This window comes from Ralstonia mojiangensis, from assembly GCF_023955645.1.
Lineage (GTDB): Bacteria > Pseudomonadota > Gammaproteobacteria > Burkholderiales > Burkholderiaceae > Ralstonia > Ralstonia mojiangensis.
Window position 1 is genome coordinate 99,457 of sequence record NZ_JAMXHU010000006.1, and the last position, 26,794, is coordinate 126,250.

The 26,794-nt window shown below is 62.7% G+C and carries 18 protein-coding genes; 4 read left to right on the forward strand and 14 right to left on the reverse strand.

The genetic code is table 11. From position 1 onward, the window contains the following. Positions 1–45 precede the first annotated feature (45 nt). From tssM to NG898_RS24400, 4 genes are read left to right on the forward strand one after another with little or no spacing between them, the layout of a single operon-like run. A complete protein-coding gene (gene tssM / locus NG898_RS24385) occupies positions 46–3,996 on the forward strand; it encodes a type VI secretion system membrane subunit TssM (protein ID WP_252694857.1) in 3,951 nt (1,316 codons plus the stop codon). Continuing rightward, complete coding sequence (gene tagF, locus NG898_RS24390; protein WP_092975296.1) at positions 3,993–4,988, forward strand: type VI secretion system-associated protein TagF; 996 nt, start codon at positions 3,993–3,995, stop codon at positions 4,986–4,988. The genes tssM and tagF overlap by 4 nt, the downstream gene beginning before the upstream one ends. 2 nt (positions 4,989–4,990) lie before the next feature. Continuing rightward, the gene (locus tag NG898_RS24395; protein ID WP_252694858.1) at positions 4,991–5,806 is read left to right on the forward strand and encodes an OmpA family protein; all 816 of its coding nucleotides are present in this window, start codon (positions 4,991–4,993) and stop codon (positions 5,804–5,806) included. Next, entirely contained in the window at positions 5,803–7,338 is a 1,536-nt protein-coding gene (locus NG898_RS24400) for a TIGR04222 domain-containing membrane protein (RefSeq protein WP_252694859.1), read from the forward strand. The genes NG898_RS24395 and NG898_RS24400 overlap by 4 nt, the downstream gene beginning before the upstream one ends. Positions 7,339–7,343: 5 nt before the next feature. Here NG898_RS24400 and tssA read toward each other — a convergent pair whose 3' ends face one another. The 14 genes from tssA to NG898_RS24470 all read right to left on the reverse strand — a co-directional run bounded on the left by tssA (position 7,344) and on the right by NG898_RS24470 (position 26,516). Then, positions 7,344–8,420, reverse strand: a complete 1,077-nt coding sequence (gene tssA, locus NG898_RS24405) for a type VI secretion system protein TssA (protein ID WP_252694860.1) — start codon at positions 8,418–8,420, stop codon at positions 7,344–7,346. 33 nt (positions 8,421–8,453) lie between these two features. Further along, complete coding sequence (locus tag NG898_RS24410; protein WP_252694861.1) at positions 8,454–8,861, reverse strand: hypothetical protein; 408 nt, start codon at positions 8,859–8,861, stop codon at positions 8,454–8,456. A gap of 171 nt (positions 8,862–9,032) precedes the next feature. Further along, on the reverse strand, positions 9,033–9,986 hold the full coding sequence (locus tag NG898_RS24415) for a DUF6708 domain-containing protein (RefSeq protein ID WP_315862508.1): 954 nt from the start codon (positions 9,984–9,986) through the stop codon (positions 9,033–9,035). Between the two features lies 1 nt (position 9,987). Then, positions 9,988–13,245 carry a T6SS effector BTH_I2691 family protein gene (locus tag NG898_RS24420; protein WP_252694863.1) on the reverse strand — a complete coding sequence of 1,086 codons (3,258 nt, stop codon included), beginning with the start codon at positions 13,243–13,245 and terminating at the stop codon, positions 9,988–9,990. A gap of 9 nt (positions 13,246–13,254) precedes the next feature. Next, complete coding sequence (locus tag NG898_RS24425; RefSeq protein WP_252694864.1) at positions 13,255–14,238, reverse strand: hypothetical protein; 984 nt, start codon at positions 14,236–14,238, stop codon at positions 13,255–13,257. Then, positions 14,226–16,946 carry a type VI secretion system Vgr family protein gene (locus tag NG898_RS24430; RefSeq protein WP_252694865.1) on the reverse strand — a complete coding sequence of 907 codons (2,721 nt, stop codon included), beginning with the start codon at positions 16,944–16,946 and terminating at the stop codon, positions 14,226–14,228. Before NG898_RS24430 ends, NG898_RS24425 begins: the two co-directional genes overlap by 13 nt. Positions 16,947–16,967: 21 nt before the next feature. Beyond that, a complete protein-coding gene (gene tssH / locus NG898_RS24435) occupies positions 16,968–19,685 on the reverse strand; it encodes a type VI secretion system ATPase TssH (protein WP_252694866.1) in 2,718 nt (905 codons plus the stop codon). 39 nt (positions 19,686–19,724) lie between these two features. Beyond that, positions 19,725–20,816, reverse strand: coding sequence for a type VI secretion system baseplate subunit TssG (tssG, locus tag NG898_RS24440; RefSeq protein ID WP_252694867.1), 1,092 nt, complete (start codon positions 20,814–20,816; stop codon positions 19,725–19,727). After that, positions 20,780–22,630 (reverse strand): type VI secretion system baseplate subunit TssF, encoded by a 1,851-nt coding sequence (gene tssF / locus NG898_RS24445; protein WP_252694868.1) that lies wholly within the window; start codon positions 22,628–22,630, stop codon positions 20,780–20,782. Before tssF ends, tssG begins: the two co-directional genes overlap by 37 nt. A gap of 78 nt (positions 22,631–22,708) precedes the next feature. Beyond that, positions 22,709–23,182 (reverse strand): type VI secretion system baseplate subunit TssE, encoded by a 474-nt coding sequence (gene tssE, locus NG898_RS24450; RefSeq protein ID WP_252694869.1) that lies wholly within the window; start codon positions 23,180–23,182, stop codon positions 22,709–22,711. 68 nt (positions 23,183–23,250) lie between these two features. Next, positions 23,251–23,754, reverse strand: coding sequence for an Hcp family type VI secretion system effector (locus NG898_RS24455; protein WP_009241815.1), 504 nt, complete (start codon positions 23,752–23,754; stop codon positions 23,251–23,253). 105 nt (positions 23,755–23,859) lie between these two features. Further along, positions 23,860–25,344 carry a type VI secretion system contractile sheath large subunit gene (tssC, locus tag NG898_RS24460; protein ID WP_024978980.1) on the reverse strand — a complete coding sequence of 495 codons (1,485 nt, stop codon included), beginning with the start codon at positions 25,342–25,344 and terminating at the stop codon, positions 23,860–23,862. After that, on the reverse strand, positions 25,337–25,849 hold the full coding sequence (gene tssB, locus NG898_RS24465) for a type VI secretion system contractile sheath small subunit (RefSeq protein WP_009241817.1): 513 nt from the start codon (positions 25,847–25,849) through the stop codon (positions 25,337–25,339). The genes tssC and tssB overlap by 8 nt, the downstream gene beginning before the upstream one ends. 34 nt (positions 25,850–25,883) lie before the next feature. Next, on the reverse strand, positions 25,884–26,516 hold the full coding sequence (locus NG898_RS24470; protein ID WP_092975583.1) for an outer membrane protein assembly factor BamD: 633 nt from the start codon (positions 26,514–26,516) through the stop codon (positions 25,884–25,886). Positions 26,517–26,794: the final 278 nt, after the last annotated feature.

Consider the following 26,794-nt stretch of genomic DNA (forward strand, 5'->3'; position numbering starts at 1 on the left):
CCTGATTTCGATTCCGATTCTGTCTGTTCCCGAGCCGAAGGCAACATGCAACGCTTCCTGAACTTCCTGACCAACTCGCGCACGCTATCGATTCTTGGCGTGATCGTGCTGACCATCTTCCTGCTGCTGATGGCGCAGACCTTCGAGGTTGGCCTGGTGTGGGTCGGCGTCGCGCTAGGCGTGCTGCTCGCGCTGTGGCTGCTGACGTATCTCTGGAAGCGTTGGCGCGCCCGTCAGGCCAGCAACAAGCTGGAGGGCGTGCTGGAACAAGCCGCCGCCGACAAGGCCGCCACGCCTGACAAGCGCGAAGAAGTGGAAGCCCTGCGCGTGCGCCTGGCAGAAGCCGTCAAGACCATCAAGCGCTCCAAGCTCGGACAGATGTCGGGCAGCGCAGCGCTGTACGAGCTGCCCTGGTACATCGTGATCGGCAACCCGGCGGCAGGCAAAAGCACGGCCGTGCTCAATTCCGGCCTGCAGTTTCCGTTTGCTGACAAGGGCGGCGCGGTCATCCAGGGCATCGGCGGCACGCGTAACTGCGACTGGTTCTTCACCACCGAAGGCATCCTGCTCGACACGGCCGGCCGCTACTCGGTGCACGAAGAAGACCGCCGCGAATGGCTCGGCTTCCTCGACCTGCTCAAACGCTATCGCCCCAAGGCGCCCATCAACGGCATCGTCGTGACGGTGAGCGTGTCGGAACTCACGCAAAACCGCCCCGAATTCGCCATCAACCTGGCCAAGAACCTGCGCCAGCGTGTGCAGGAACTGACCGAACGCCTGGAAGTGTTTGCCCCGGTGTACGTGATGTTCACGAAGGCCGACCTGATCACCGGCTTCACCGAGTTCTTTGGCGACAGCGAGAAGCAGGAGCGCGACCGCGTCTGGGGCGCCACCCTGCCCTTCGAGCCGGACTCGAAGCCCGACGTGGCGGCCGTGTTCGACCAGCGCTTTGACGAGCTGTGCGACGGACTGAAGGAGATCAGCGTGGCGCAGATCGCGCTGCACCGGAACAACAAGCTCTCGCCGGGGCTGCTGAGCTTCCCGCTGGAGTTTGCATCGATCAAGCCGACGCTGCGCGCGTTCCTGATGACGTTGTTCGATGAGAACCCGTTCCAGTACAAGCCGGTGTTCCGCGGCTTCTACTTCACCAGCGCGCTGCAGGAAGGCGCCACCAACAGCGTGTCGGCGGAGCGCATTGCGCGCCGCTTCGGGCTGTCGACCGACGGTGCCGCACGCACGCGCGAAGTGTTCTCCAAGAACGGCTTCTTCCTGCGCGACCTGTTCTCTAAGGTGATCTTTGCCGACAAGCAAACCGTGCGGCAATTCGCCAGCCCCGCCAAGACGCGCCTGCGCATCGCTACGTTCTTTGCGCTCGTGCTGGCGCTGGGCGTGATGCTGGGCGGCTGGACGTGGTCGTACATGGGCAACCGCACGCTGACCGCCAACGTGCAGGCCGACCTCGACAAGATCGTGAAGATGCAGCAGAACCGGGTGGACCTGCAGGCTCGCCTGGAGGCACTCGACATCCTGCAAGACCGGATCGAGCAGCTCGACCGGTATCGCAACGACCACCCGCTGGCGCTGTCGCTGGGCCTGTACCAGGGTGACACGCTGCAGCACAAGCTGCTCGACGAGTACTACAACGGCCTGCGCCAAGTCATGCTCAAGCCGGTGGGCGGCGCAATCGAAACCTTCCTGGCAGAAGTCAACGCGCATCCGGATCAGTTGGCCCCGATGGTGCGCCCGCCGGAAACCGGTGCTGTGATGACCACGTCCGTGACGACAGCCACCGCCACCGTGGGCGGTGCGTCGGGTGCCTCGGGTGCCGCCGCCAATGCACCTGCCGCGCCAAACCAGGCCACGGCGTCAACCGGTGCCAAGCGGTACACCGATGCCTCTCCCACCAACGTGGAAGACGGCTACAACGCGCTCAAGACCTACTTGATGCTGTCGGACAAGCGCCACGTGGAAGTCGCGCACCTGACCGATCAGATCACGCGCTTCTGGCGCGGCTGGCTGGAAGACAACCGGGGCAACATGCCGCGCGAGCAGATGATCCGCTCGGCGGAGCGCAACCTGTCGTTCTTCCTGGCCCGGGTGAACGACGACAACTGGCCGCTGCTGGAAGGCAACCTCTCGCTGGTCGACCAGACGCGTGAGAACCTGCGCCGCGTGGTGCGCGGCATGCCGGCACGCGAACGCGCCTATGCCGAGATCAAGGCCCGCGCCTCCACGCGCTACGCCCCGATGACCGTCGCACGCATCGTCGGCGATACCGGTGCCGGGCTGGTTGCAGGCAGCTACGCCGTGCCCGGCACGTTCACCAAGGAAGCGTGGCTCGGCTACGTGCAGCCCGCCATCAAGGACGCCGCCAACAAGGAACTGCAGACCAAAGACTGGGTGCTGAACGTTGCCGCGCGCGACGACCTCACGCTGGAAGGCAGCCCCGAGCAGATCCAGAAGGCGCTGGTCACGATGTACAAGACCGAATACGCGCGTGAATGGCAACGCTTCATGCAAGGCGTTGCGATCCAGGATTTCTCCAGCTTCGATCAGGCCGTCACCGGGATGAACCTGCTGGGCGATCCGACCAACTCGCCGATCCGCAAGGTGCTCGACACCGCGTATGAGCAGACGTCGTGGGACAACCCGTCGATGTTCAACGCCGGCCTGAAGCAGGCCAAGACCGGCGTGCTGGGCTGGTTCAAGCAGCTGTTCGCACGCCAGACGCCGTCGCAGGTGAACGTCAACCTGGACGTGAGTGGCAATGCTGAGGCCGGTGCCATTCCGATGGGGCCGGTGGGCAAGGAGTTCTCGGGGCTCGCCCGCGTGGTTGTCATGCGCGACGACAAGTCGCTGCTGCGCGGCTACATGGATTCGCTCTCCAAGGTGCGCACGCGCTTCAACCAGATCAAGAACCAGGGCGACCCGGGACCGGGTGCACGCCAGCTCATGCAGCAAACACTGGACGGCAACGGCTCGGAACTGGCCGACACGCTCAAGTACGTGGATGAACAGATGCTGACCGGCATGACCGACAGCGAGCGCGCAACACTGCGTCCGCTGCTGGTGCGCCCGCTGCTGCAGTCGTATGCGGTGGCGATTCGCCCGGCCACGACCGAAGTCAACAAGGTGTGGAACGCGCAGGTGTATCAGCCGTTCGCCACCACGCTGGCAGACAAGTATCCGTTTGCGCCCAACGCCAAGATCGAGGCCAGTGCGGCTGAGATCGGCCAGGTGTTCGGCCCGGATGGCGCGATTGCCAAGTTCGCCAGCACGACGATCGGTCCGCTGTCGGTGCGCCGCGGCGACATGATCGCCTCCCGCACGTGGGGCGATCTGGGCATCGCATTTGTGCCCGAGTTCACCACGGGCTTCACGCGTTGGATCGCACCGCTCACGGGCGGTGCGGCCGGCGGCGCAGGCGGTGCAGCAGCCGCGGCACCGCAGACGGTGTTCCAGATCCTGCCGGTGCCGTCGCAAGGCGCGACCGAGTACACGATCGAGATCGATGGGCAGCAACTGCGCTATCGCAACACGCCACCGCAGTGGGCTAATTTTGTCTGGCCGAATCCGCAAGGCACCCCGGGTGCACGCGTGACGGCCACCACGTTTGACGGCCGCACGGTGGAGCTGCTCAACGAACCCGGCCGCTTCGGCCTGGAGCGCCTGATTGCCACGGCGCAACGCAAGCGTCGTCCGGATGGCGCGTTCGATCTGTCCTGGACGAAGGACAACCTGACGGTATCGATCAGCCTGCGCATCATCAGCAGCCCGCAGACCGCCGGCACGACGGCATCGGATTCGCCGCAAGGCCAGGGTCTGCGAGGCCTGCGCCTGCCGACGTCGATTGCCGATGCATCGGCACCGCAGAACACCCTGACGCCGCCCGCCCCGGCAGCACCCGCAGGCACGCCGCCTGCGGCGCAAGCGGCCGTGTCAACGCAGGCCGCTCGGCACAGCATCACGGAAGAGCAAGGAGGGACGGCGCAATGAGCCAGACCCAATTGCAGCTTTCGTACTTCGGCAAGCTTCCTTCGCGCGGCGATTTCGTCAAAAGCGCCAACAACGTCCAGTTGCTCGACACGCTGGACCGCTGGCTGGCACAAGGTATGGAATTGCTGGCCGAAGCCCCGGACTGGAAGACGACCTACGACAGTTGGAAGCCAGTGCAGTTTGCGTTTCTCGGCTCGCAGAGCAAGCTCGCGATCGCGGGCACGCTCATGGCCAGCAGTGATCTGTCATCGCGCCGCTTTCCGTTCCTGACGGCGGCAGCCATGGAGGTGGATCGCCCGATCAACTTCATCGCGCGCAGCCCGATTGCACTGGCGCGCCTTTGGACACGCGCCGGCCAGCAGATGATCTCGCTCGGCACGGCTACCGACGCCACTGAAGGCCTGCGCCTGCTCGCCGAAGGTCAGCACGGCGTAGAGACCGGCACGGGCGGCACGAGCACGCAGTCGCACGACGCAAGCTTCTCGGATTTCATCGATTTCCAGACCGTAGCCGGCCTTGAGCAGATGCTGCGCTCGGAAGGCCACAACATCCGCCTGCGCCGCACGCTGCTGGCGCTCGGCACGCTGCTCCAACCCGTGATGGCGAACGGTTCGTCACGGCTTGAGAAAGGCCTCACGCTGCCGCTGCCGGCAGACCCGCTCTATCGCAGCCTGGTGGCGAGCTTCTGGCTGGAGCTGGTGTCGCGCTTCCTGCAGCGGGCGGACTTCGAGCTGTCGCTGTTCCTGGGCGACATCAACGGCGCCGAGCGGCTGGTCATCGGCTTCAACGGCGCCTCGTCACGCACGTTGCACAGCGTCATGTCGCCGCTGGCGTATGCCGAACAGAACATCAACATCGACGATCCGGAATGGGTCGACCAGCATGTCAGCGGAGATTACGGCTTGGCCAAGTTCGTGAGTTACCTGGATCAACCGCAGCTCTCGCTGCGCGTGGCAGTCGATACCTTCCGCGAAGTCTTCATCGGAGAATGAACATGGGTCTGGATGCAATCAAGCGTGGCTTCCGGCCTGCAACACTTCTGGCGAACGCCGCGATGCTGGTGTGCCTGGGGAGTGCCCTGGCCGCCCATGCCGCCGCTGGCGATGCCCCCGTGCCGGGTCAGGTCGTGGCCGGCGGCATGGTTCCGGACGAAGCCACCAAAGCGACCGTGCTAGCCAAGCTGCGCGACCTTTACGGCAGCGCCAACGTGGTCGACCAAATCGAAGTGGGCAATGTGGTGTCGCCGCCCAACTGGTCTGCCAACGTGCAGAAGATCCTGTCGCCGGCCATCAAACAGGTCAACCGCGGGCAGCTCAACATCGACGGTACGCAGGTTTCCCTGCACGGCGACGTTGGTAACGAGGCACAGCGCCAGCAGCTCACAAGCGACATGGCGACGGCGCTCGGCCAGAGCTACACGATCAAGAACGGGCTGCGCGTGGCGGCGGTGTCAGAGCAAGGGCTGCTGGACCAGACGCTGGCCAACCGCATCATCGAGTTTGAAACCGGCAGCGCCACGCTCACGCCCAAAGGCCGCGCGATTCTGGATGAAATGGCCGCCGTGCTGCCACGCCTGAACGGCCGCAAGATCGAAATCGTCGGCCACACCGACAACTCCGGCAGCCGCGCGCTGAATCTCAACCTGAGCCAGGCGCGCGCAGAAACGGTCAAAAACTACCTGATCGCCAAGGGCGCCGAGCAAGGCACGCTCACCGCGATGGGCGTGGGGCCGGATCAGCCGGTGGCGGCCAACAACACCGATGAAGGCCGCTCACGCAATCGGCGGATTGAGTTTCGGGCGAGTAAGTGACGCACGAAGATCAGGCAGCGCCGACCGAAGCAGATCGCCAGGCCTGCCTGCTTCGGCTGAGCCAGTATTCGCCCGATGCGCCTGATGCGCCAGTGCCGTTCAGCCACCGCTTGGCCGAAACCGAGGGGTGGTCGCGCTTATATACGCTGACCGTCATCGAGGAGTACAAGCGCTTCGCGTATCTGGCGGTGTTTGCGGGGCACCCCGTCACGCCTTCCGAGGCCATTGATGCTGCATGGCATCTCCATCTGCAATATTCGAAAGAGTATTGGACGGTGTTCTGCGGGGAGGTACTGGGCGCGCCGCTCCACCATGCGCCAGGTATTGGTGCCCCGGACGAAGACGACACCTACGCGCAGCACTACCAGCAAACGATCGAAAGCTACCAGCGCACGTTTGGTATGGAGCCACCTCCCGATGTCTGGCCGGTGCCGGAACCTGTCCAGCCAGACAGTGCGCCAGAGGCTGCCAGCCCCGCACGGCATCCGCCCAACCCTGTCACGCCGCCACGTGCATCCACCGCGCGCTCGGTCATGTCATCCGTGTGGCTCGTGATCGGAGGCTGCCTCATCGCGATCACCACGAATGTCGCGTCAGATTTCGATGTGCTGAACTATGCAGGGCCGCGGTTTCTCGCGTTCTATCTGGGCATGTGCCTGATGGCATGTCTGCTGATCCGGGGCCTGCATCGAGTCTCGTACAGCCGCAACCCATGGGGAACCACCGGGGGCAACGTGCCGCGTCAGCTGACGCCTGCCGAGGCCGCGCTGATCAACGGCGACGCCGCACGAATGGCACAGGTTGCGGCGTTGACGCTGCTTGATGCGGGTGCGATCCGCATGGTCCCTCCGGCTAAAAGGAAACGCGACCGCAACACCTACGTGGTCGCGAACCAGGACCGAACGCCGGAGCGCCACGTCAACGCATGGACATGGCTCGCCCGGCAAACGCAGCAGCGCTCGCCATGGCCGAACTTTCGCAACCGGCTCATCGACGAAGCATCCGATATGACAAATCGGCTGCGCAGCGAAGGATGGCTGTGGACCCGCGGCGCGATGCGGGGAACGACGCTCGCTGCGTGGACCGTTGTGCTGGCGACGCTCTGGCTCGGCGTAATAAAGGTCTTTGTGGGCCTGTCCCGAGAGCGCCCGGTGATGGGGCTGCTAGTCGAGATGGCGTTGTTCGCGATCGTGTACTGGGGCGTGACCGCGCGGCTGATCGGCGTAGGTCGTGCCGGCCCGACCGCCGGCGCCCACGCCACGCTTGATGCTTATCGTCAGAGCAGCCAGCAGGCGCCACGTGCCGGTTTGTCGACGCACGATCTACTGTGGCTGGCGGCGTTTGGCGGCACCAGCGTGCTGGCCAACACAGCATGGGCCGGATACCGATCGATGATGGGACCACCCGCCGGCGCCAGTTCCGGCGGCTCCGGAGGCGACACGTCGAGCAACTGCAGTTCAAGCAGTAGCTCTAGCAGTTGCAGCTCGAGTAGCTGCGGATCCAGCGGCTGCGGCGGTTGTTCGAGCAGCTAGCCGGTTCAGCTGGCGCTTTCCGACGCCGGATCGCCCAGGCCCAGCAGCTCCTCAATCTGCGACAGCGTCGCATCATCCTTGACCACCGTACGCAGCCATGCATGCAGCGGCATGTCGCCCCACTTCGCGGCACGCGCGGCGAGGTAAGCAACGGGGCTGTGCGGCTCGGTCTGGCGGAAGAACTCGGCCACGTCGCGCAATTGGTTCAGTGCCTGCGCACGCGTGCGGATCGGGCCGACGGCAACCGTTTCAACAACCGCGCCTGCGCCTGACTGAGCAGCCTGTTGTTGAGCGCCCTTCGCTTCCACCGCGGTGGGCTTGGGTTCTGGCTTGCCACCAAAGCGCTCCACCAATGCGCGCACCGCCTGCAGGGCTTCCCGCGCCGGGCGGAAACTCGGCGCGTGATCCCCCGCTCGTGCATCCAGAACGGATTCCAACCGCAGCAGCGCGGCGCCACAGCCGACCACATCGTCGTGCAGCGTCTTGTAGAACGCAGGCGGCGTGGCGCGCCGTGCGGATTCAAACTGCTCCTGCGTGATTTTTCCGCGCGACAGCTCGTCTGCCTGTTCCGGATCGCGGCGGATGGCTTCGACCAGGCTGGTCGCGACTTCCCAATCGATCAGGCTGTAGCCGCCCTTGCCCGCTTCCACCAGCGGTACCTCGCGAATGAGCTGGCTCGAACGCGTCGCAAGCCACGCCATGCTGCCCATGCGGGCCTCAGGATCGTCGGCTTCCGGCAGCGGATAGAGGTGCTCCCAGAACTGTTCGCACAAGCCGGCGATCAATTCGTAGCCCTCGCGCAGGCCGGCAAAGCCACGCTCCTTGGACAGCGCCTCGGCCAACCATGCGGCCAGGCGCAGATCCTTCGTACGGTTCTGCAGCAGCGACGTGCTCTCGGCGATGACGGCACGCCAGTCGGCCTCCTTGATCTCCGTGACCCACTCACCTTGATCGAGTGACGGGTCATCAAACCGGCGCGCATCCTGGATGCTGTCGAATTCTGCGGAGAAAAGCATGTCTTCACCGCACGGCTGGGCGCCGGGCAGCGGAGCGAGCAATTGGTCAAACGGAAGAGAGGCCATGATCGGAAACGAAACCGGAATGCAATACGAAAATCAGGGCTTGCCGACGCGGCAATCCGCCAGCGCCAGCGTCAGGCCAACGAACTGCCGGTTCAGGCAATCCAGCGTGATGTCCTTGCTGGGCTTGTACGCCGCAAGCTTGTGATCGGGAAACAGCGCCTTGAGCGCGTCACGCTGATCGTCCTGGAACGGCGCGCCCACTTTCAGCTCTTCGGTCAGGGCCAGCGTGTTCAGGCTGTCGTCGGACAACGGATAGACCTGGCCCTTGAAGACCAGGCGGCGACCGTCGTACTTCTTCGACGCCGTCGGCGCGTCCTTGAAATACTCGGTCAGCACCTGGCGGTACGAAACCTGCAGCGGAGTGTCGTCCTGAGCGAATGCGGGCGTGACGAGCAGCGCAGCCACAGCAGAAGCGGCGGCGAAGCGGGACAGAGCGTTCATATCAGCATGCGTGAAATGTGACGTCCGCACGCGCAAGGGCGGACGGTGGAGATGCTACGCAGGCTTGGGGCGATTGGGGGGATTGTTTCTAAATCTTCATGTGCGGGCGGGCCCATCACTCACATCTGCACGACTGAGCTTCACTGGTGGTGCATCCCGGCACACGGAAACTCAATCGCGCGAGGGTCGCCCGGTTTGCGAAACGATCTCTGCCGGCCACCTTGGCTCTGGCGCAAGACGTTGCCCGACGTACTCAAAAACGCCCGCAGGAAGAAACAGCCAAAACAGCGGGATCCCAATCGCCGTCAGCAGCACCAGCTCGACCACGTGCATATTGGCGCGAAGCCGTGCGCCCTCCTGTGTCCGGTCAAACAGGGGGTAAAACTCCAGCAAGCACCGCCGGAAACTGATATCGCGCGGGAACGGTCTGATGTCTCGCAGATTCTTTGGCCCTTCACTCATGAAGCAGCGGATATACGCCCACATCTGATGCAGCACGAGTGGAGTCGCCACCTGCGACTTCACAATTATCCGATCCCGGACCCTGGTCGTATTCGCTTCGCACTGGGCCAAAATCAGCCCATAGCGCACCGAGTACGTTTTCCCGTTGTATCCCGCGATCTTTCCAATTTCCGCTTCGACACGCGACCAATCCAACTCCTTGATCACGGTCTTCCATTTGGCGAATGGGTTCGCCTTGGGCACATACTCGAACGCAAAGACCTTCCGATTTTTTCGATCAAATAGAACCGGAAGGTCTCGTGGCGTTCTTACCCCTCTCTTGATGAGGTGAAGCAAAAGAACCGCAAGCCCCAGCAGCATCAAGGCCAGCACCGACGCGATGATCGGAGACTCTTCAGGGTGGCCCTCCTGATACATCTGACCGATGAACGGCAGCATGGCCACAAACGCGATGGAAACGCCCACCCCAAACATCAGACCGAAACCACGCTGGATGGACGAGGCTCGGGACAACTCAAACACGTCTTCATTCACGTAATTGAGGTCGAGTGCGAGGTTTGGTTGGTCATTCTTGTCGCTGGACTTGAGCGGCACGGTGGGGCCGGGCAAGTCCTCATACCAGTAGGGGCTCTGCGGCTGCAGCTTCGACCCAGTTTCTTGCATTTCAATCACTCACTGTCATCAGCTTTTCTGCCCACCCGTCGGGGTCGGTCTTGTCCGGCCAGTACTTCACCTCGATCTGCGCCTTCTTGAAGATCCTGGTGTTGACTTCAATGCTCTCCTCGATGGTGTAAGACCCAGCGCCTCGTTGCGCCGTACCTTGGCGGTTCCGATAGCGCGACGACGTATCGATGATTTTGCTGGGCATCGCCTTGAATTCGGGCAGCACATCCGGGTCCTCTCCGCCCGCCATGATGAGCTCCGCTGCCCCTCGTCCGTCGATCGCCTTCACCTTCCACTCATACACAGACCGCTTGGAGTCGTAAGTTGGGAAAGTCAACTTCACTTTCAGCGTGTCGAACCCAGTTCCCACTTCTGTCCAATCGTCATTGAAACCCAGTTCCACGCCGAGGCCCAATACCAAGGCGTTCAGGTCAGCGATCTCATCATTCACCTGAGCATCGGTCCACTTACCCTCTTTGCGCTGCCCCTTGCCCCAGTAGCACCGGTCCAACCAGATTTCTACCGGCGTACGCTCTGCGTTGACTGCATACCATATCAGCCCGATCCCGATTGCAGTCAGCAAGAGAATCCAGCCAAGGGGACCGAGTATGAACGCCCCAGTTAGCGCGGAAGAGAATCCCGTCAGGAAACCGATGGCCGCACCGGCAACGAACGTGGCAGCAGCCCCGGCATACGCCCATCCTGCCTTCGACTCACCTTGCCGGAATGCTCTGACAGCAGAAAACGCGGCCTGTATGCCGTCCACAAGCAGAGATAACGCCCCCAATGCTGCACCGGCCTTGATGAGTTTCTCGCCTACAGCTGCACCAAATGCCTTCAGCGCTGCCCCGGTCAGTTCGAAGGAAGCACCAATGAACCCGAGCGTGGCGGACACAACCGGCAGCTTCGCCTCCCACCCGCCTTGCTCACCAAGCGTCGCGTCCATCTGCTTGCGCGCGTCGCGAAATGCCCATCCCTGAAGGACAAGGGAACTCAGAGCCAGAAGCGGTTCACCGCTTGCGCCAATCCCTCGAAGGCTTTTCGTGAGCAGCGACCTTCCCAGATTCTTTGCCGCACCTGGCAGCAGAGCCACACTCCGCTCTAGTGGTCGCAGTATCTGAACCGCATCTCGACTCAACGTGACTGCCGCAATCTTGAGTGCGCTAGCGGCGTGCCCAGTCAGATCGACCGCTTCACGCTTTGCCTTGGCGATAACGGCCTCAATGTCCTTCTTCAGCTCGTCCGCCTTCTCCAGTGTCCATATGGTGACTTCGATGATCGTGTCCCGGACCTTGGCATTCGGAATGGAAAGCATGCCACCGATGAGCACACTGCGAACCTTCCGCCCGGAAACGTCGGCGAACTTCTTACCGGCGGCGGCCCCCTTTCGGGAAAATTCGTTCAACAGATCGACATACTGGCCGATCGTCATTTTCACCTGGATGAATACCGGGCTCACGTTGGCATAGAGCCTGAGCGCAGCCTGCACGGCCATCTTTACTTTGGTTTCGACTGCATCGGCCGCCTTGTCTGCCAGCTGTGAGACTGCCCCATTTACCGCCGCGACAAGATGTGAGGCTGCCACCTGCACTTTCGTATCCATCAGGCGCTTGAAGCGCTCCGGGCCGTCGACCTCCTTGGAGGCGAGGATGGCTTTCAAGGTATCGTGCAGCTTATCGCCCTTGTTCAAGTCCGAGCCGGACGGCAGCATGGCATTCAGCAAATCCTTACGCCCACCGGCGATAGCAGCATACGGAATCGTGAAACCCGTGGGATTAGCGGCATCCTTATGATTGCTTAGCCACTCGTCCCATAACTTGATCCCGGCTTCGCCCTGCGGCCCGCCCGCCAATGCCGGAGCACACATGGCCATGAGCCTAGTGTTCTCGCGGAGCTTCTCAGTGTCGTAGTCGCCGAGCCACGTTTTCCATTCCGCTGTGCGCGCCCAGGTGGCCCAATCCTGATCGCAATCCGATATCTGGTTGGCGAACTCGGACATCTGATTGGTATAGCGTTGTTCGAACTTCTCGCGTTCGCCCTCGTTATACGAATCCTTCAGCTTGTTCCACGTCTTCTTCTGCTGGGTGGAGACACGCTCGGCGCGCGTCGTCGTTACCGTCGTCCTTTGAGTTTGGCTCGGAAGATCGTCGGGAAAGATATAGGTCTCGCTGACCGTGTCCGGGACTTTGCGCTTTGCTTCGTCTTCCTCAATTGCCGACTTTGTCGCCGTCTCGATCTGCTTTTTCAGCCCGACGATCGCCTGCGATACAAACAGCGGCCGAGCCACGGCAGTGTTGTACGCCTGCCGCCATTCGACCCGGTCGTGAATATGACCATTCAGCTCTTTTACGATGCCCACGGGATCGTGGACGGCAAAGGCTGCAATCTTGCCAGGCTTCCCAATCGCTTTGCGCTTGTCGGCAACGTTCTTGGCATAGCTGGTCAGGGCAGCCGACTGCCCTGACCGAGCGAAGTTGCCATGAAGACTTTGCCAGGCATTGTTCTTCTTCGTTGCCTGATTGCCCCGCTGATCCCAAAGCCCCCCGCTATACCCACGGCGCGCCAGATACTCTTGGTCCTGCGCGACATACTCGAACACCATCTCGTGCAGACGCGTGTTATCGGGGCCGATCTCAAAACAGTGCTTGGTGGCGTCAGGATTCGACGCCACTTTTTTGATTTCACACAGTTGCATGCGCTTGGCAGGGTCGCCCTCATATTTCCCACGCACTGTGCTATTCCAAACGTTCTCTGAAAAGGCGATCCAGACCTTCTCATAACCGTGCGGAATCGTAATGAAACTCGCCGGGATATTGTCGCCGGCACGCTTACACGCTTCCGTCAACGGCCGCTCGGTCTTCCAGTCCGGATCATCCGGATCCGCCAGAACACGCAGATAACCGTCTTCGGTCACAACGTAGCTTTGCCACATCCCGGCCTTACCGAGATAGACGTGCACGAAGCCCTTTCGCAGGATCCGAAGCGCATATTTGTTCGCTTTGAGTTTCTGACTGACGAACGCCTCAAGCATCGACACTGCACTAAGCGGCTTGACCCCGGATGCAGCTACATAATTCGGTAACACCGCATAGCGAACCGGCAGAATGGGATACCCATCACGTTCGCAAAAGCCGCATTTACCAGTCTTGTTGTTAGGCGCGCACTTCTGCGCAGTCTGAGCGTTCTTCTTGATCGCCTGCGCGCCATTGCCGGGAGCGGGAGCGGTCGTCTTCGCAGCAGTTGCTGGTGTAGTCGCCATATCAAACTCTTATTGCTGAAGTGACACGGGGTCGATGCCGTATGAAGCGATTTCGTCGAGAACCACGTCGGGCTGGGCCGCGATAGTCTCGGCGAGAGAGTCCTCACTGCCCGTTCGCATGTCGTGCAAGATAGTCTGAACGTTAGGGTGCTCGTACCAGAAGGGACTCAGCGTGAGGCAATTGAGCACGAAGAAAATCACATCCTGTTGGCCGCGTAGCCCTTGCTCGTTTGCGAGTCGAACAAATCCGTCAAGCGTCTTCTCTGGACGCTCGGGAATGCTCTGGTCAGACTTCTTGAGCGCCATCAACACCCTGCGGGCGTCGGAAATACGGTCATGCTGCGCCCACATGGCATGCAATTGCTGAACAGACGCAGGTTTTGCGATGTCAGTCTCCGGCACCGAGAGCGAACGTACCGTCGCAGCGGCATCGATGAACCACCAGTGCGTCCCCGGGGGAAGCAACGACGGCAGGACGTCCGCATCATCGTCGGCAAGGAGTGCTAACCGGTGCGGCTCGAACCACGGTAAGACTCTCCGGCCCGTCAGGGGATTGGCAACAACGCACCTCGCCGCGATCTGGGATGCCAGTTCATCTGCGCTAGCCGCGCACGCCACCCATCCGCATACGTAGGCACCATTCACGCTCGCGCTACGCTCGATTGCACGATCAATTGTCTCGCTGAGCAATGCCTCATCCGGATAACCGTGATCCCCTGGACTGAACACCGTGACAAGCAGTGGGCAAATGTCGGCGTCATGCTGGAAATCCGGGCGGTCAACGCGCGCCCAGCGGGCCTTGGGCTTGCGCTCCAGCAAATGGTCCGGATGCAGGAGGTCAAACGGCGCAACGGGATGGTTTGGATCCAGGATGACGTGGATGTGGTGCGCCGGATGCGCCTCCCGAACCTCGAACCAGTCGGCGTACAGCCGCTGCAGTACACCAGTCTTTCCAGGCGTAAAAGCTTGATCTGCGTGCATCACGATTTCCATTCGCATTCGGCAAGCTGGCCCGGCTTCGTCGAATTACTGGCTCCCGCCCCACCCGGCCCCACAAACCGATGCCCCGCCCCCTTAAACGTCACCATCCCAGGCGCATGCAGCTCAATCGTGCCGTTCGTCACCTTGATCTGCGCACCGGCTGCATTGACGAGCACATGCTGCTTCGCCTCCGCCGTCACGCTGGCTTGTGTGGACGCTACCGTCACGGCTTTCTCGGCTACCAAGTGGCTCTCGCCCTTGAGGCTGGAAAGCTCGACCTTACCGCTGGCGGCATGCATGGCGATACCCGGTGTCGCATCCCCCGCCTTCCCAAGCGATTTACCGTGCGCGTACAGGCTCAGCCCGTCGGCGACTGCGACTGAGAGATTGCCGCCCGCCGCGACGTTGGTGTCCTGCTTGGCGATCAGCGTGGCCTGCGTGCCGGCAACCAGCACCGCATCCGCCGGTGTCGTGCTGACGATGCCCTTGGGCGCTGAGACTTGCAGATGCGGCTCGCTGTAGGCAACCGCTTCGGCGCCTTCGCCGGCGCTCTCTGCATGACGCAGCACTTCGGTGGTGTGGCGCAGCTGCTTGAGCGCGGGTAGTTCCTTGGCGGCAGGCTCATCGGCCAGACCTGCCTTCTGCTTCTGCGCTGCGTCGGCAAGCGATTCGGCGAGGTAGCTCACAGCTTCGATCTGGCTAGCGGCGGCTTCGCTGTCTTGCAGCGCTGCGCCGGCGTCGGCACTGTGCGCGGTGAGCAGCAGGCCGGCGCCAGCGCGCACGCTGCCGCTGTCGTCGGTGGCCAGCGCGGCCCCGTGGCCGAGGTCTGTTTGGCGGGCGCTGTCGATCTGTTCCTTGTGATGACCGAGCACGAGGCCAGTCGCCGCCTGCGTGGTGCTGAGCTGCGTGCGGCCTTGCCCTTCGGAGTCATCAAAGACCAACTGGTTGTAACCCGATGAGCCCGATTGGCTGCCGGCCAGCGCCTGTGTCTTGATGCCGGACAGCACGGCATTGTGGGCGTAGGCACCCTGGCTCTTGTTGCCACCGGCAAACCACGCTGGGGCATTGCCGGTGGCACCTGCAGCGCCTGCCTGGTTCTGGTTGTACTGCGCGTCGGTCTGGCCGCTGCCGTTGTAGGCCGCACCCACCACGACGGGCCGATCGATGTCGCCTTGCAGGAATTCGACCAGCACCTCCTGGCCGACGCGCGGTAGCGCCACACCGCCCCAGTTCGGTCCGGCCACAGGCGCCGTCACGCGCACCCATGCGCCAAGACCTGCGCTGGCACGCGCGTTATCGTCGCCAGCCGGATGCGATTGGCGGCTGGCTGACCGCGCGCCGCGCTGCCAGTGGAATTGCACCTTGATCCGATGGTCCCGATCGGTATGCACAGGCCCTTCCGAGCCCACCACCAACGCGGTCTGGCTGCCGTTGACGGTCGGACGTGGGTGCAACGCACGGCCTTGCTCGTCGCTCTGCTGGGGGCGCACGGGCACGTTGTCGCGCACGACGGTGAAGTGGTTGCGATAGAACGGCGCTTCGTCGCCCGTGCCGTGGTTGCTGCCGGCGGCCAGCACATCGCCGCCAAGCAGTGCGCCCAGCGTTTCGGTCAGCAGCTGGCCGAAGCGGTCATTGAAGTTGTTGCGCGCCTGGTGCGTCACAGCCAACACGGCAAAGCGCTGCTCGCCATCATCGTGATCGAAATGATCGAGCAACTGGAAGCGCGTGCCGGTCGCCAACGTGCGCGCGGTGCCTTCGCCGTCGAACTGCTTGTCCCGCAGCTCTAGCGCTTCCATCATCAGCCGTGCGACGCGCTGTGCCTGGTTGTTGTCTTCAAACCAGTACTGACCGGGGTAATCGGTGTCTTGCAGCGTCAGCTGCGGGCCGTCGTTGCTTTGCTGCTGCGCGCCGAGTTGGGCGGTGCGCTTGGCGTTGGTACGGTAGTCCCAGCTTGCAATCGACACGGCGTTCGTTTGCCAGCGGCGCGCGCCTTGCCAGCGGTCGATCACGTCTTCGGCGGCGGTGGCATCTGCGCGGCCAAAACGGATGCTCGCCTGTGCCTTGTCGACAAACACGTCGTTGGCATCGGCAATGACCATACGATGTACGCCTAGCGCGTCACCATCCTTGGCTTCGTGCTCGAAGAAATAGAACAGCCCTTCTTCGGCAAGCAGGCGCGTGACGAAATCGAAGTCGCTTTCGTCGTATTGCGTGATGACGCTGCGGCGCGTATAGACCGAGCTGTCACGCAACGCCCAGCGCCAGGCGGGCACCAGGCGGCCTTGGCCCTGGTAGTCGCCAAACAGGCTGTCGATCACCTCGATGACCGACATGTCCTGGAACAGGAAGCTGTCTTGCCGGTGGCGCAGGAATGCCAGCCACGGCTCGATCACCAGCCGATAGCGCACCAGGCCACCGTTGGCCCCCACCTGCTCGAAGCGCGTGACGTGGCCATGGAAGGGCCGCAGCGCGCTCCGGCTCTGCTGCGTCAGCAAATCCAGCCGCACGGGCTGGCCGAGCAGCTTGGTTGAATCGATGTCAGCGTTGTCGGACAGCGCCGTCAGTTCCAGTCGGAAGCCGCCTGCGTCGATGTGCTCGGCAACGTCCACCTGTTCAGGCAGCAGCGCGTTCGGCCCCAGCGGCGTTTCCAGGCGCAGCAGCCGATCAGCCTGGGAGAACGACGCACGTAGCAGGTTTGCCAACTCGGTCGGAGAGACCATGATGTGCTCCAGCGAAGCGACTTAGTTGATGCGGTACTTGAACTCGCCGTTCTTGCCGACGCCGACTTTGATCTTCTCGACGCTGCCGCCCTCGGCCATGCGCGTCAGCACCGACTCGGCAATCTGCGGCAGCAGCGTGCCGTTGAGGATGTGATCAACCGCGCGGGCGCCGGCATCCACTTCAGTGCAGCGTGCGAGCACGGATTCAACCAACGCGTTGTCCCACTGGAACGTGGCCTTGTGATTGATGGCCACGCGATCGCGAATGCGGCCCAGCTTGAGCGTGATGATCTCGGCCAGCACGTCGTCGGAAATCGGGTAATACGGCACGACCTTCATGCGCCCCAGGAATGCGGGCTTGAACGCCTTGTAGAGCGTCGGGCGCAGCTGCTCGGCCAGCGCATCGGTGTCGGGCAGTTCCTCGGCAGACTTGTTCAGGCACGCCTGCATGATGGCCTGCGACCCGACGTTCGACGTGAGGATGATGATGGTGTTTCGGAAGTCGATCGGGCGGCCTTCGGCGTCGTCCATCTCGCCCTTGTCGAATACCTGGAAGAACATCTCCAGCACGTCAGGGTGAGCCTTCTCCACTTCATCGAGCAGCACGACGCTGTACGGGTTGCGACGCACGGCTTCGGTCAGCACGCCGCCTTCGCCGTAACCAACGTAGCCCGGTGGCGAGCCCTTGAGGCCCGACACGCTGTGCGCCTCCTGGTACTCGCTCATGTTGATGGTGATGAGCTTGCGCTCGCCGCCGTAGAGAATGTCGGCCAGTGCCAGCGCGGTTTCCGTTTTACCGACGCCCGACGGGCCGGCAAACAGGAACACGCCGCGTGGCTTGTTCGGGTCTTCCAGGTTGGCGGTGGCGGTACGCACGCGCTGCGCGATTGCATCCAGCGCGTGGTCCTGCCCGATCACGCGGGCAGCCAGCAGCGGCTTGAGGTTCAGCACCGTGCGCAGTTCGTTCTTGACCATGCGGCCCAGCGGAATGCCCGTCCAGGCCGAGACGATTTCCGACACAACATGGCCATCCACCTGCAGCGGCACCATGGGCGATTCGCCTTGCAACGCACGCAGTTCGGCAAGCAGTTTGGCCAGTTCGTCCTGATCGTCCGCCTTGTCGGCGGCACGCTTGCGCTTGGGCATCGACACCACGTCGCTGTTGGCGGCCACGGGCAGTGCGTCTTCCTCGCCGACTTGTGCGGCGCCGCTTTCGCGCGCCTCGCGCAGCGCCTGAATGCGTGCGACCAGCGCGCGCTCTTGTGCCAGACGTTCGGTGTTCTGCGCGACGCGTTGTTCCAGTTCCGTGCGCTGCTCGTTCAGCGCTTTCAGGCGCGCGTCGTGCTCCGCACCGGCGCTTTGCTCGCGCTCCAGCGCGTTGATCTCGCCCTGCAGGCGTTCCAGCGTCTTCTGGTCGTCTTCAATGGCGCCGGGCGTGGCGCTCTGGCCCAACGCCACCTTGGCGCAGGCCGTATCGAGCACGCTGACAGCCTTGTCCGGCAGTTGGCGGCCGCTGATATAGCGATGCGACAGCCGCACAGCTTCCGTAATCGCCTCATCCAGCACCCGCACACCAAAGTGGCGCTCCATCAGCCCGGCCATGCCACGCAGCATGGCGGCCGCCAGCGGCTCGCTGGGCTCTTCCACCTTCACGACCTGAAAGCGGCGCGCCAACGCGGCATCTTTTTCGAAGTACTTCTTGTATTCGCTCCACGTGGTGGCCGCAATCGTGCGCAGCTCGCCGCGTGCGAGCGCAGGCTTGAGCAGGTTCGCAGCATCGTTCTGCCCAGCCTGACCGCCTGCCCCAATGATGGTGTGCGCCTCGTCGATGAACAGGATGATCGGCTTCGGGCTCTTCTTCACCTCGTCGATCACGTTCTTCAGGCGGTTCTCGAATTCGCCCTTGACGCTGGCGCCCGCCTGCAAGAGCCCCATGTCGAGCGTGCGCAGCGTCACGCCCTGCAGCGGCGGCGGCACATCGTTGGCGGCGACGCGCAAGGCCAGACCTTCCACCACAGCGGTCTTGCCTACGCCGGCTTCGCCGGTAAGGATCGGGTTGTTCTGCCGACGACGCATCAGGATGTCGATCACCTGGCGGATCTCCGCATCGCGGCCGATCACGGGGTCGATGCGGCCATCGCGCGCGGATTGGGTCAGGTCCACCGTGAACTGATCCAGCGCCGGTGTGGCCGTCAGGGCAGCCGCGGGCTTGCCGCCTTGCGCAGCGTCCCCGCTGTCGTCGGCAATGTCCACGGCCTGCTCTTGTTCGTCCGAACCGGTGGTCAGCCGATCGAAGTCGTGCTTGAGGCGGTCGGCTTCAATCTGGCCGAACAGGCGCGAACCGCGTTGAGCGAGCGCAGACAGGCTCGGCTCGGTCAGCAGTGCGAGCAACAGATGGCCAGAGCGGATGCGCGTGATTTGCGAATCGAGCGAGGCGATCAGCCAGCCGTGCTCGAACAGCTTCGGCAGGTACGGCGAGAACGCCGGCGTGCGCGTGTTGCCGGTCTGGAAGCGGCCGATCTCGGCTTCCAGGTCACGTTGCAGCGCGGCCAGGTCGATGCCGCTGGCGCGGGCGGCCACGGCAAAGTCGCTGCGGCGGTTTTCCAGCAGCGCCAGGAACAGGTGTTCGAGATCGACCTCGTAGTTGCCGCGCGCCATGCACAGCGACGCCGCGCGCTCGGCGGCTTGCCGGCTCGTCGCGTTCAGCTTGGCGATCAGGGTTTTGAGTGGGATGGCCATGGCGGCAGCGCTCCGGAAGAATCGATGAATGTGTCGGTATCAATGCAGCGGCGCGAGCGTGTACTGCGCATCGCTGCGGTCCTGCTGCGCGGGGCGGGAACACAGGAAGGTGTCCCAGCCCAGGCTGCCGTCGTTGCTGTTGTCCAGCGAGCTGCCGATCACGTCTTGGTGGCGCAGGATCAGCTTGACCTCAAACTCCAGCGTGGTGCCGCACAGGATGGTCAGCATCTTGCGCAGTGCCAGCGCGCCAGACGCACCGGGCAGGAAATTGCGGTACTGCGCGCGCTTGAGCGGCCCGACCCACAGGCGCACCCGCAAGTCGCGCTGCCACACCCGCGCGCCGGCCAACGCCGTGGCGCCCAGCAGGTTGTTAGTGCTGCCCAGCCGCGTGTACTGCGATGCCGGCACGCGATACCACCCGCCGACGAACTGCTCCACCCGTATCGGCGCCTGGAAGTAATCCGACAGCACGCGCTGCAGATACGCCGCAGACACCGGCCGATGCCGGATCGCCGTGGCATAACCGGCCAGCGCCTCGTCGAGAATCGGCCCCGGCGTAGTCGAAAGATCGCGGCGCAGCGTCTTGTCAGCCGCCCCCGCCAGCGACAACAGCAGCGGCAAGTAATGCTTGTTGCTGTCGACTTCGTATTGGAACGGCAGGCGGTATTTCTTCCACGCCAGATAGAACAGCGCCGTGGCCCGGTTCGAGAAGATGTCGAAGAACGCACGGGCTGCGCGGTCGCGCCACAGGCTTTCGCGCTCCGCCACGATTTCGGTGTAGCGCAGCGGCAAGGCACCTTGGCCGCCCAGCATGCCGAAGAACGTTGGCGTGATCGCCAGCGAATCGAGTGCGCCCTCTTCCAGTGCAGCGATGAACGCGGCATCGGTTTCGAGCATCTCGGCGGTAATGCCCTCGGCCTCGATGTGCTGCAGTTCGCTGGGCGGAAACGACAGCGAGAGCGTGTTGCGAAAGCTCAGACGCGTGGCCAATGCCTGCTCGGGCGCCATGCCGCCTTCGCGCGCAAACAGCTGCTCCAGCAGGCGCACCGCCTGGAAAAACTGGTACCGGTGCGGCTGCTGGAGCAGCCGCCGGATCACACCAGGATCGATTCGCCGCTGCGGGGTGCGCATTTGACCAATTCCTTGCCGCTGCGGCGCGAGACCGCAATCAACTGCACAAAGCTGTTCATGTGGACGTACAGGCCGAAAAAGTGGTCCAGCACACGGATGAACCGGTGCATGCCGGTGCCCACAAAGGCGTCTTCATCCAGCGTGAGGCGCACTTCCAGGCCGCGCACGAAGGTAGCGAATGGCTTGCCCGCCAGCCACTGCGTCGCCGGTTGGTAGTCCAAGGCGACGATGCCTTCGATTTGCCGCGCCGAGATCGCGTTGCGCGGCAGATCGTGCAGACGCAGCATCTCTTTCAACGTCGGCAAACCGTTCTGCACGAGCGACAGATGATTGAGCGCCAGCAGCGAGATCAAACGCCACTGCGCCGCGCGTCCGCCGCCAAACCGCATGGAAGGCGTCGGCTTGCGCAGGAAGGTGATGTTGCGGGCAATAGAGCTGCCTTCCATCGACAGATCGCCATCAGGCTGACCAAACGCCAGCGTCGAAGGCAAGTCGCGATTCGTGCAGGTGACGGTCAGGCTCAGCGTGTCGGTCTGCGGGCTGGCCGGGTCGAACTGTGTATCGACGATGGAGATTTCCGTTTCGAAACCCGGGCTGCGCTGCGCGATCAGCTCGTTGCGGCGTGCCAGCCAGTAATGGCCCGCGCGGCCGGGCTCCTCGCCGTGATGGAGGGAGTAGAACGGCCGGAACTCCGTGACCTTTTCGTGTGCCGCGGTCTCGCGCACCAGTTGCACGTTGTCGATGGAATAAATGTCAAAGCCGTGCGCGCGACGGCTGTCGGCCACCACTGGGTAGGCGCTAGCCGTATGTTCGATGCGGATCGGGTCAGCCTTCTGCTGGAACAGATTGACCACGGGCGTGCAATGCAGGCGCAGGTGCTCCGGCTGCAAGTTCTCGAGCAGGCGAGCGGCGTGCGAATCGCTGCGCACGTCTTTCAGCACCAGATGCAGCGTCAGACGGCGCACCGGCACGCCCGGCGTCATGCCGCGTCGCAATGCAGCCAGGTCGATGTCGAAGAAGTTGAATTTCTCGGCAAAGCTGAAGTGCTCGGTCAACAGCCGATATGCCGGGTGCGAGCGTGCCGGGCAATCGATCAGGGATTCGTCTTCGGTAAACCCGACTTCGTGCAAAGGCACGGAAATCAGGCGCTTCCAGACGCCTGCGCGTTCAGCTTCAACATAGCCGGCCGCGGTATGCAGGAACAGCGCGTCACCGAGCGCGGCCACGAAAGACGGCTCGCCGTCCATGTAGACGCGCAGCTTGTCCATCGACAGCGATTCAAAACCGCCGCGTTCGCCCAAGTATTCCAGCGTGATGGCAATCGAGCCGGTTGCACCCTTGGGCAGTTGCACAGCAGCCGGCGCAGACACCGCGCGCTCGAACGTCGCCGCAGCAACACGCACCGGCGCGAACGTGACGTCGTATGCAGTGCGGAAACGGCATTCAACCTTGCGCACCACGCGTGTGGCGAGGAACGTGCCGCGAGCGATCGTGACCGGCGCGCTCAGTTGCGCAGCCACGCCGCGCACATCGAAATGCGCCACCGAGCACGATGGAAAGGGCCGCAGGTAGTGCGGATACAGCACCTCCAGCAGCGCCTCGGTAAATTCTGGGTAGTCGTCATCGAGCTTCTTGCTGACGCGTGCGGTCAGGAAGGCGAACGATTCGATCATCCGCTCGACATGCGGATCGTCGCAGCCGTCGCCCGACATGGCGAGGCGGCCGGCGATCTTCGGATACCGCTCGGCGAAGTCGCGCGAGTACCGGCGCAGGAAGGCCAGTTCTCGTTCGTAATAAGGCAGCAGCTCTTCCATTCTTCGTGGCGGTCCGGTGGCGGTCCTGCGGGTGCTTCAGCGTATTGCGGGTGGTGCGTTGTGCAGGTCCGTGCAATCTCAGCCGCGTCCGCGCGAAACGGAATACCGCAGCGTCGATGGTTGCAGCATGGCGTCAAAATTCACGGGCTCGCGAGCGGGCCCCACCAGCAGCACCGCGCTGATCCCAAAGCACAAGGCGTTGGTCGCGCGCTCGTTGATCTCCAGCGACACATTCACATGCTGCAAACGCGGCTCATGCCGCTCGATCGCCTTGGTAAGCGACTGGCAGATGTAGTTGCGGTCGTAGAAACTGGCCAGGCTCAGGCCGGAAAAATCGTTCAGGCCATACGTGAGCAACGACCGCTTGCATTCCGGCAAGCCGTGCAAATCGTCCTCTTCCAACACGATGCGCGTGTTGAGCAAGGATTCAATATCGCGTGCCACGGTGCTCTTGAGTTCTTCAAGCGAGAGCTGGCGCAATGCCGTCGGCATGGGCGCGTGCGGCTCGTCGTCGAAGAGCTTGTCGAGCAGGCTGGGTTCGAAGCCTTTCATATGCTGCTAGAAAACAAGATGCCGCAGCACGGCGGCTGCGGCTCTTGTCATCAGGAGAACACCAAACGTTAAACCGAGTAGGTCTTGTCGTTCTTGGTGAGGCTCCAGGCGCCTTGCGAATTGCCGCCTTGGCCGCCGGCGCTCTTCTGCTGCGTGTACTTCCACTGCACAGCGGCGTAACGCAGGCTGAAGGTGTCGGTCGGAATGCCCTGGGCGACCACTTGCGAATCGACTTCGCTCAGGATGGCGTTCTTCAGCTTGACTTCGAGGTACTTCACGCGGTTGCCTTCGCCGTCTGCGCGGAAGAACTCGATGGTCACTTCACCGAAGGTCGTGCCGCCCGAAGCGTGCTGGTACAGCAGCGGGCTGACGACGTCCAGATCCTTCGTGAAAACCATGTCGCGGTGCTCGCAACGCTCAGCCGTGTGGCCGCCGGCGGTCGAAGCCGTGGCCGAACGCGGTTGGCTGATTGCCTGCGACCAGCTGTTGATTTCGATCCAGTCCTTGTGATCCTTGTCTTGCGACTCCCCCTTGATTGCCGGGCTGTCGAACTTGACGTAGATATCCTTCATACAGAGACCCTCTTCAATAGATTGGTTGTTGGTACTGCAACGGGTAACGAGCGTAACGGGTGGTTATGCCCGAACATTCCCCCCCGGGGAGAGTCCGGTCAGGAATTACGAGTTGGCCGACTTGGGCAGATCCGCCACCAAACGCAGCGAGATCGACAGTTCATCGAGCTGGAAATGCGGCCGCAGGAACGCCACCGAGCGGTACGTGCCCGGCTTGCCCGGCACTTCCGCCACCTGGATCGACGCCTCGCGCAGCGGGAATTGCGCCTTCTGTTCTTGCGTGGCGTTGTCGTCCAGCAGCACGTACTGCGAAATCCAGCGGTTCAGGAACGTCTCAACGTTCTTGGCCGAGGCAAAGCTGCCGATCTTGTCGCGCATCATCGCCTTCAGGTAATGCGCCACGCGCGATACCGAGAAGATGTACTGCAGCTGCGCAGACAGCACCGCATTGGCGTTTGCGCTGTCGGAGTCGTACTTCTTCGCCTTCTGCGCCGACTGTGCGGCAAAGAACGCGGCGTAATCCGTGTTCTTGCAATGCACGAGCGGGATGAAACCGAGGTCGCTCAGTTCCTTCTCCCGGCGGTCGGTGATGGCGATTTCGGTCGGGCACTTCAGTGCGATTTCGCCGTCGTCGGTCTTGAAGGTGTGCGTCGGCAGGTCTTCGACCAGGCCACCGCCTTCCACACCGCGGATGGCAGCGCACCAGCCGAAGTCGTCAAACGCCGCGGTCAAGCGCGCGCCGAACGCCCAGGCGGCGTTGCACCACAGGTACTTGCTGTGATCGGTGCCGTCGACGTCTTCAACAAAGTTGAAGCTCTCGACCACGGTGCCGTCCTTCGGGTTGTACGGCAGACGGCCCAGGAAGCGCGGCAGCGTCAGACCGACGTAGCGGGAATCTTCCGAATCACGGAACGACTTCCACTTGGCGTATTCGACCGTGTCGAACACCTTGGCCAGGTCGCGCGGCTTGCCCAGGTCGGCAAACGATTCCAGGCCCAGCAACTCAGGCGATGACGACGCAATGAACGGCGCATGCGAAGCCGCTGCCACGTGCGCCATCTGCTCGATGAAGTACATGTCTTCGGGCTGACGCGTGACTTCATAGTCACCAATCAGAGCGCCAAACGGGGCACCGCCAAAGGTGCCGAATTCTTCTTCGTAGACCTTCTTGAACAGCGCGCTCTGATCAAACTCGATGGCGGTCTTGAAGTCCTTCGTCAAATCGCGCTTGGTCGCGTTGAGCGCCTTGATCTTGATCGTCTGGCCGGTACTCGTTTCCTTGACCAGATAGTTCAGCCCGCGCCAGGTGGATTCCAGCTTCTGGAATTCCGGCGCGTGCATGATCGCGCTCAGTTGCTGCGAGATCAGGCGATCCAGTTCGGCCACGCGTGCATCGAGCGTGGCCGACAGATTGTCGGACACCACCACGGTGCCGCTCAGCACCTGGCTGGCCAGCTCGCCGATGATGTCTTTCGCGCGCTCGCGCTCGGAGTCGGACTTGGCGACGCGGCTTTGCTCGACGATGCTGTCCAGCAGGCTCACCTCTTCCGCAACCGAGGCGCCCTGCGCAGCGGATTGGTTCTCAAGCATCCTCGCCCCCGTTTTGCTTGGCGCCCAGCTTCTTCGCGTTTTCGGTGTTCTTCAACACTTCCGACAGCAGGTCTTCCAGCTTGTCGTTACCGGCCATCTTGTTGCGCAGGTCAGCCAGCTTGGAGCGGGCTTCGAGCAGCTTGCGCAGCGGCTCAACCTGCTCGACCACGGCTTCGGGGCTGAAGTCTTCGAGCGAGCGGAACTTCAGGTCGACGCCAAAACGGCCGCCGTCTTCCGTCAGCGTGTTCGGCACCTGGAACGCCGCGCGCGGCTCCACGCCCTTCATCACTTCGTCGAAGTTGTCGCGGTCGATGTTGACGAACTTGCGATCGCGCAGCTTGGGTTGCTGCACTTCGGACTGGCCCGACAGGTCAGCTACCACGCCCACCACGAACGGCAGCTCTTTCGTCTCGATTGCGTCGCCGATTTCGACGTCATACGTCAATTGCACACGCGGCGGACGCACCTTCTGCAGACGCTTCTGTACGCTTTCTTTCTTGGCCATCACGTTCCTCCAGGAATGCGAACCAGCGCTGTGCTTAACGCAGTGCGCCGAACGGGTCTGCGCTGCCGCTGGCAGCACCGGTGGCTGCTGCAGGCGCAGCAGTGGTGCCATGCTCGGCGGCCGGCGCTGCGCGGCGGACAACACGCGCGGGGCGGCGCACCGGCTGCTTGGCGACCGGCTGTTCACCCGGGAACAGGACTTGTTCGCCCAGCGTGTCGCGCAGCATCTTGGCAAGCACCTGCGCATCGGTCTTCACGTCGCCGGCCAGCGCGCTGTCGGCTCGCAGCTCCTGCAGCGAACGGCGCGCCACGCGCAGGCCGCTCACCGCCAGGATGCTCTTGGCCTGACGATCAGCGTTATCACGCTGCAGGGCTTCTTCTGCAGCCAGGATGGCCTGGGGGTATTTCTCTGCGCCGAACTGGATCTGCGCGATGCGCACCCACGGCTCGTCACGGGTCGGGTTCTGCTTGGCGATCTGCTGGTACAGATCAATGGCCTTGTCCTGCTGGCCGCCCTTGGCCGCAGCTTCCGCCTCCGACATGCTCTTGCCGAAGGCCTCGTCGGTTTGGGGTCCGGGGTTGTTGGTCGCACAACCCGCAAAGAGCGCGGTGGCAGCAGCCAGCACGATGAAGGAACGGAGAACGGAAGTAGACGAGGATTTGGCCACGGCGAGACTCTTCAAAGTTTCAAAGCGGTGTGTCGATACCCAATCAAATTCGCCGGAATTGACGAGTTAAATGTTGGTCTCGACTGGCGCGAAATAGTACACTCCGCTCGTTGCCGTTGACAACCAAAAACGGATTATTAAGGAACCGAAACATCCTTTGTATTCAGTACCTTAGATCCGCATCCGGCAACGATCTTCGATTATTAAGAAACCGAAACATTCTTTCGATTTACTTTATTAAGAAACCGAAACAATTCGCCGCCCCCATTAGTGGAACG

Excerpts from the sequence above, each read along its gene's own strand:
- tssM (WP_252694857.1), top strand. The coding sequence starts at position 46 with ATGCAACGCTTCCTGAACTTCCTGACCAACTCGCGCACGCTATCGATT.
- tagF (WP_092975296.1), top strand. The coding sequence starts at position 3,993 with ATGAGCCAGACCCAATTGCAGCTTTCGTACTTCGGCAAGCTTCCTTCG.
- NG898_RS24395 (WP_252694858.1), top strand. The coding sequence starts at position 4,991 with ATGGGTCTGGATGCAATCAAGCGTGGCTTCCGGCCTGCAACACTTCTG.
- tssA (WP_252694860.1), bottom strand. The coding sequence starts at position 8,420 with ATGGCCTCTCTTCCGTTTGACCAATTGCTCGCTCCGCTGCCCGGCGCC.
- NG898_RS24410 (WP_252694861.1), bottom strand. The coding sequence starts at position 8,861 with ATGAACGCTCTGTCCCGCTTCGCCGCCGCTTCTGCTGTGGCTGCGCTG.
- NG898_RS24415 (WP_315862508.1), bottom strand. The coding sequence starts at position 9,986 with ATGCAAGAAACTGGGTCGAAGCTGCAGCCGCAGAGCCCCTACTGGTAT.
- NG898_RS24420 (WP_252694863.1), bottom strand. The coding sequence starts at position 13,245 with ATGGCGACTACACCAGCAACTGCTGCGAAGACGACCGCTCCCGCTCCC.
- NG898_RS24425 (WP_252694864.1), bottom strand. The coding sequence starts at position 14,238 with ATGGAAATCGTGATGCACGCAGATCAAGCTTTTACGCCTGGAAAGACT.
- NG898_RS24430 (WP_252694865.1), bottom strand. The coding sequence starts at position 16,946 with ATGGTCTCTCCGACCGAGTTGGCAAACCTGCTACGTGCGTCGTTCTCC.
- tssH (WP_252694866.1), bottom strand. The coding sequence starts at position 19,685 with ATGGCCATCCCACTCAAAACCCTGATCGCCAAGCTGAACGCGACGAGC.
- tssG (WP_252694867.1), bottom strand. The coding sequence starts at position 20,816 with ATGCGCACCCCGCAGCGGCGAATCGATCCTGGTGTGATCCGGCGGCTG.
- tssF (WP_252694868.1), bottom strand. The coding sequence starts at position 22,630 with ATGGAAGAGCTGCTGCCTTATTACGAACGAGAACTGGCCTTCCTGCGC.
- tssE (WP_252694869.1), bottom strand. The coding sequence starts at position 23,182 with ATGAAAGGCTTCGAACCCAGCCTGCTCGACAAGCTCTTCGACGACGAG.
- NG898_RS24455 (WP_009241815.1), bottom strand. The coding sequence starts at position 23,754 with ATGAAGGATATCTACGTCAAGTTCGACAGCCCGGCAATCAAGGGGGAG.
- tssC (WP_024978980.1), bottom strand. The coding sequence starts at position 25,344 with ATGCTTGAGAACCAATCCGCTGCGCAGGGCGCCTCGGTTGCGGAAGAG.
- tssB (WP_009241817.1), bottom strand. The coding sequence starts at position 25,849 with ATGGCCAAGAAAGAAAGCGTACAGAAGCGTCTGCAGAAGGTGCGTCCG.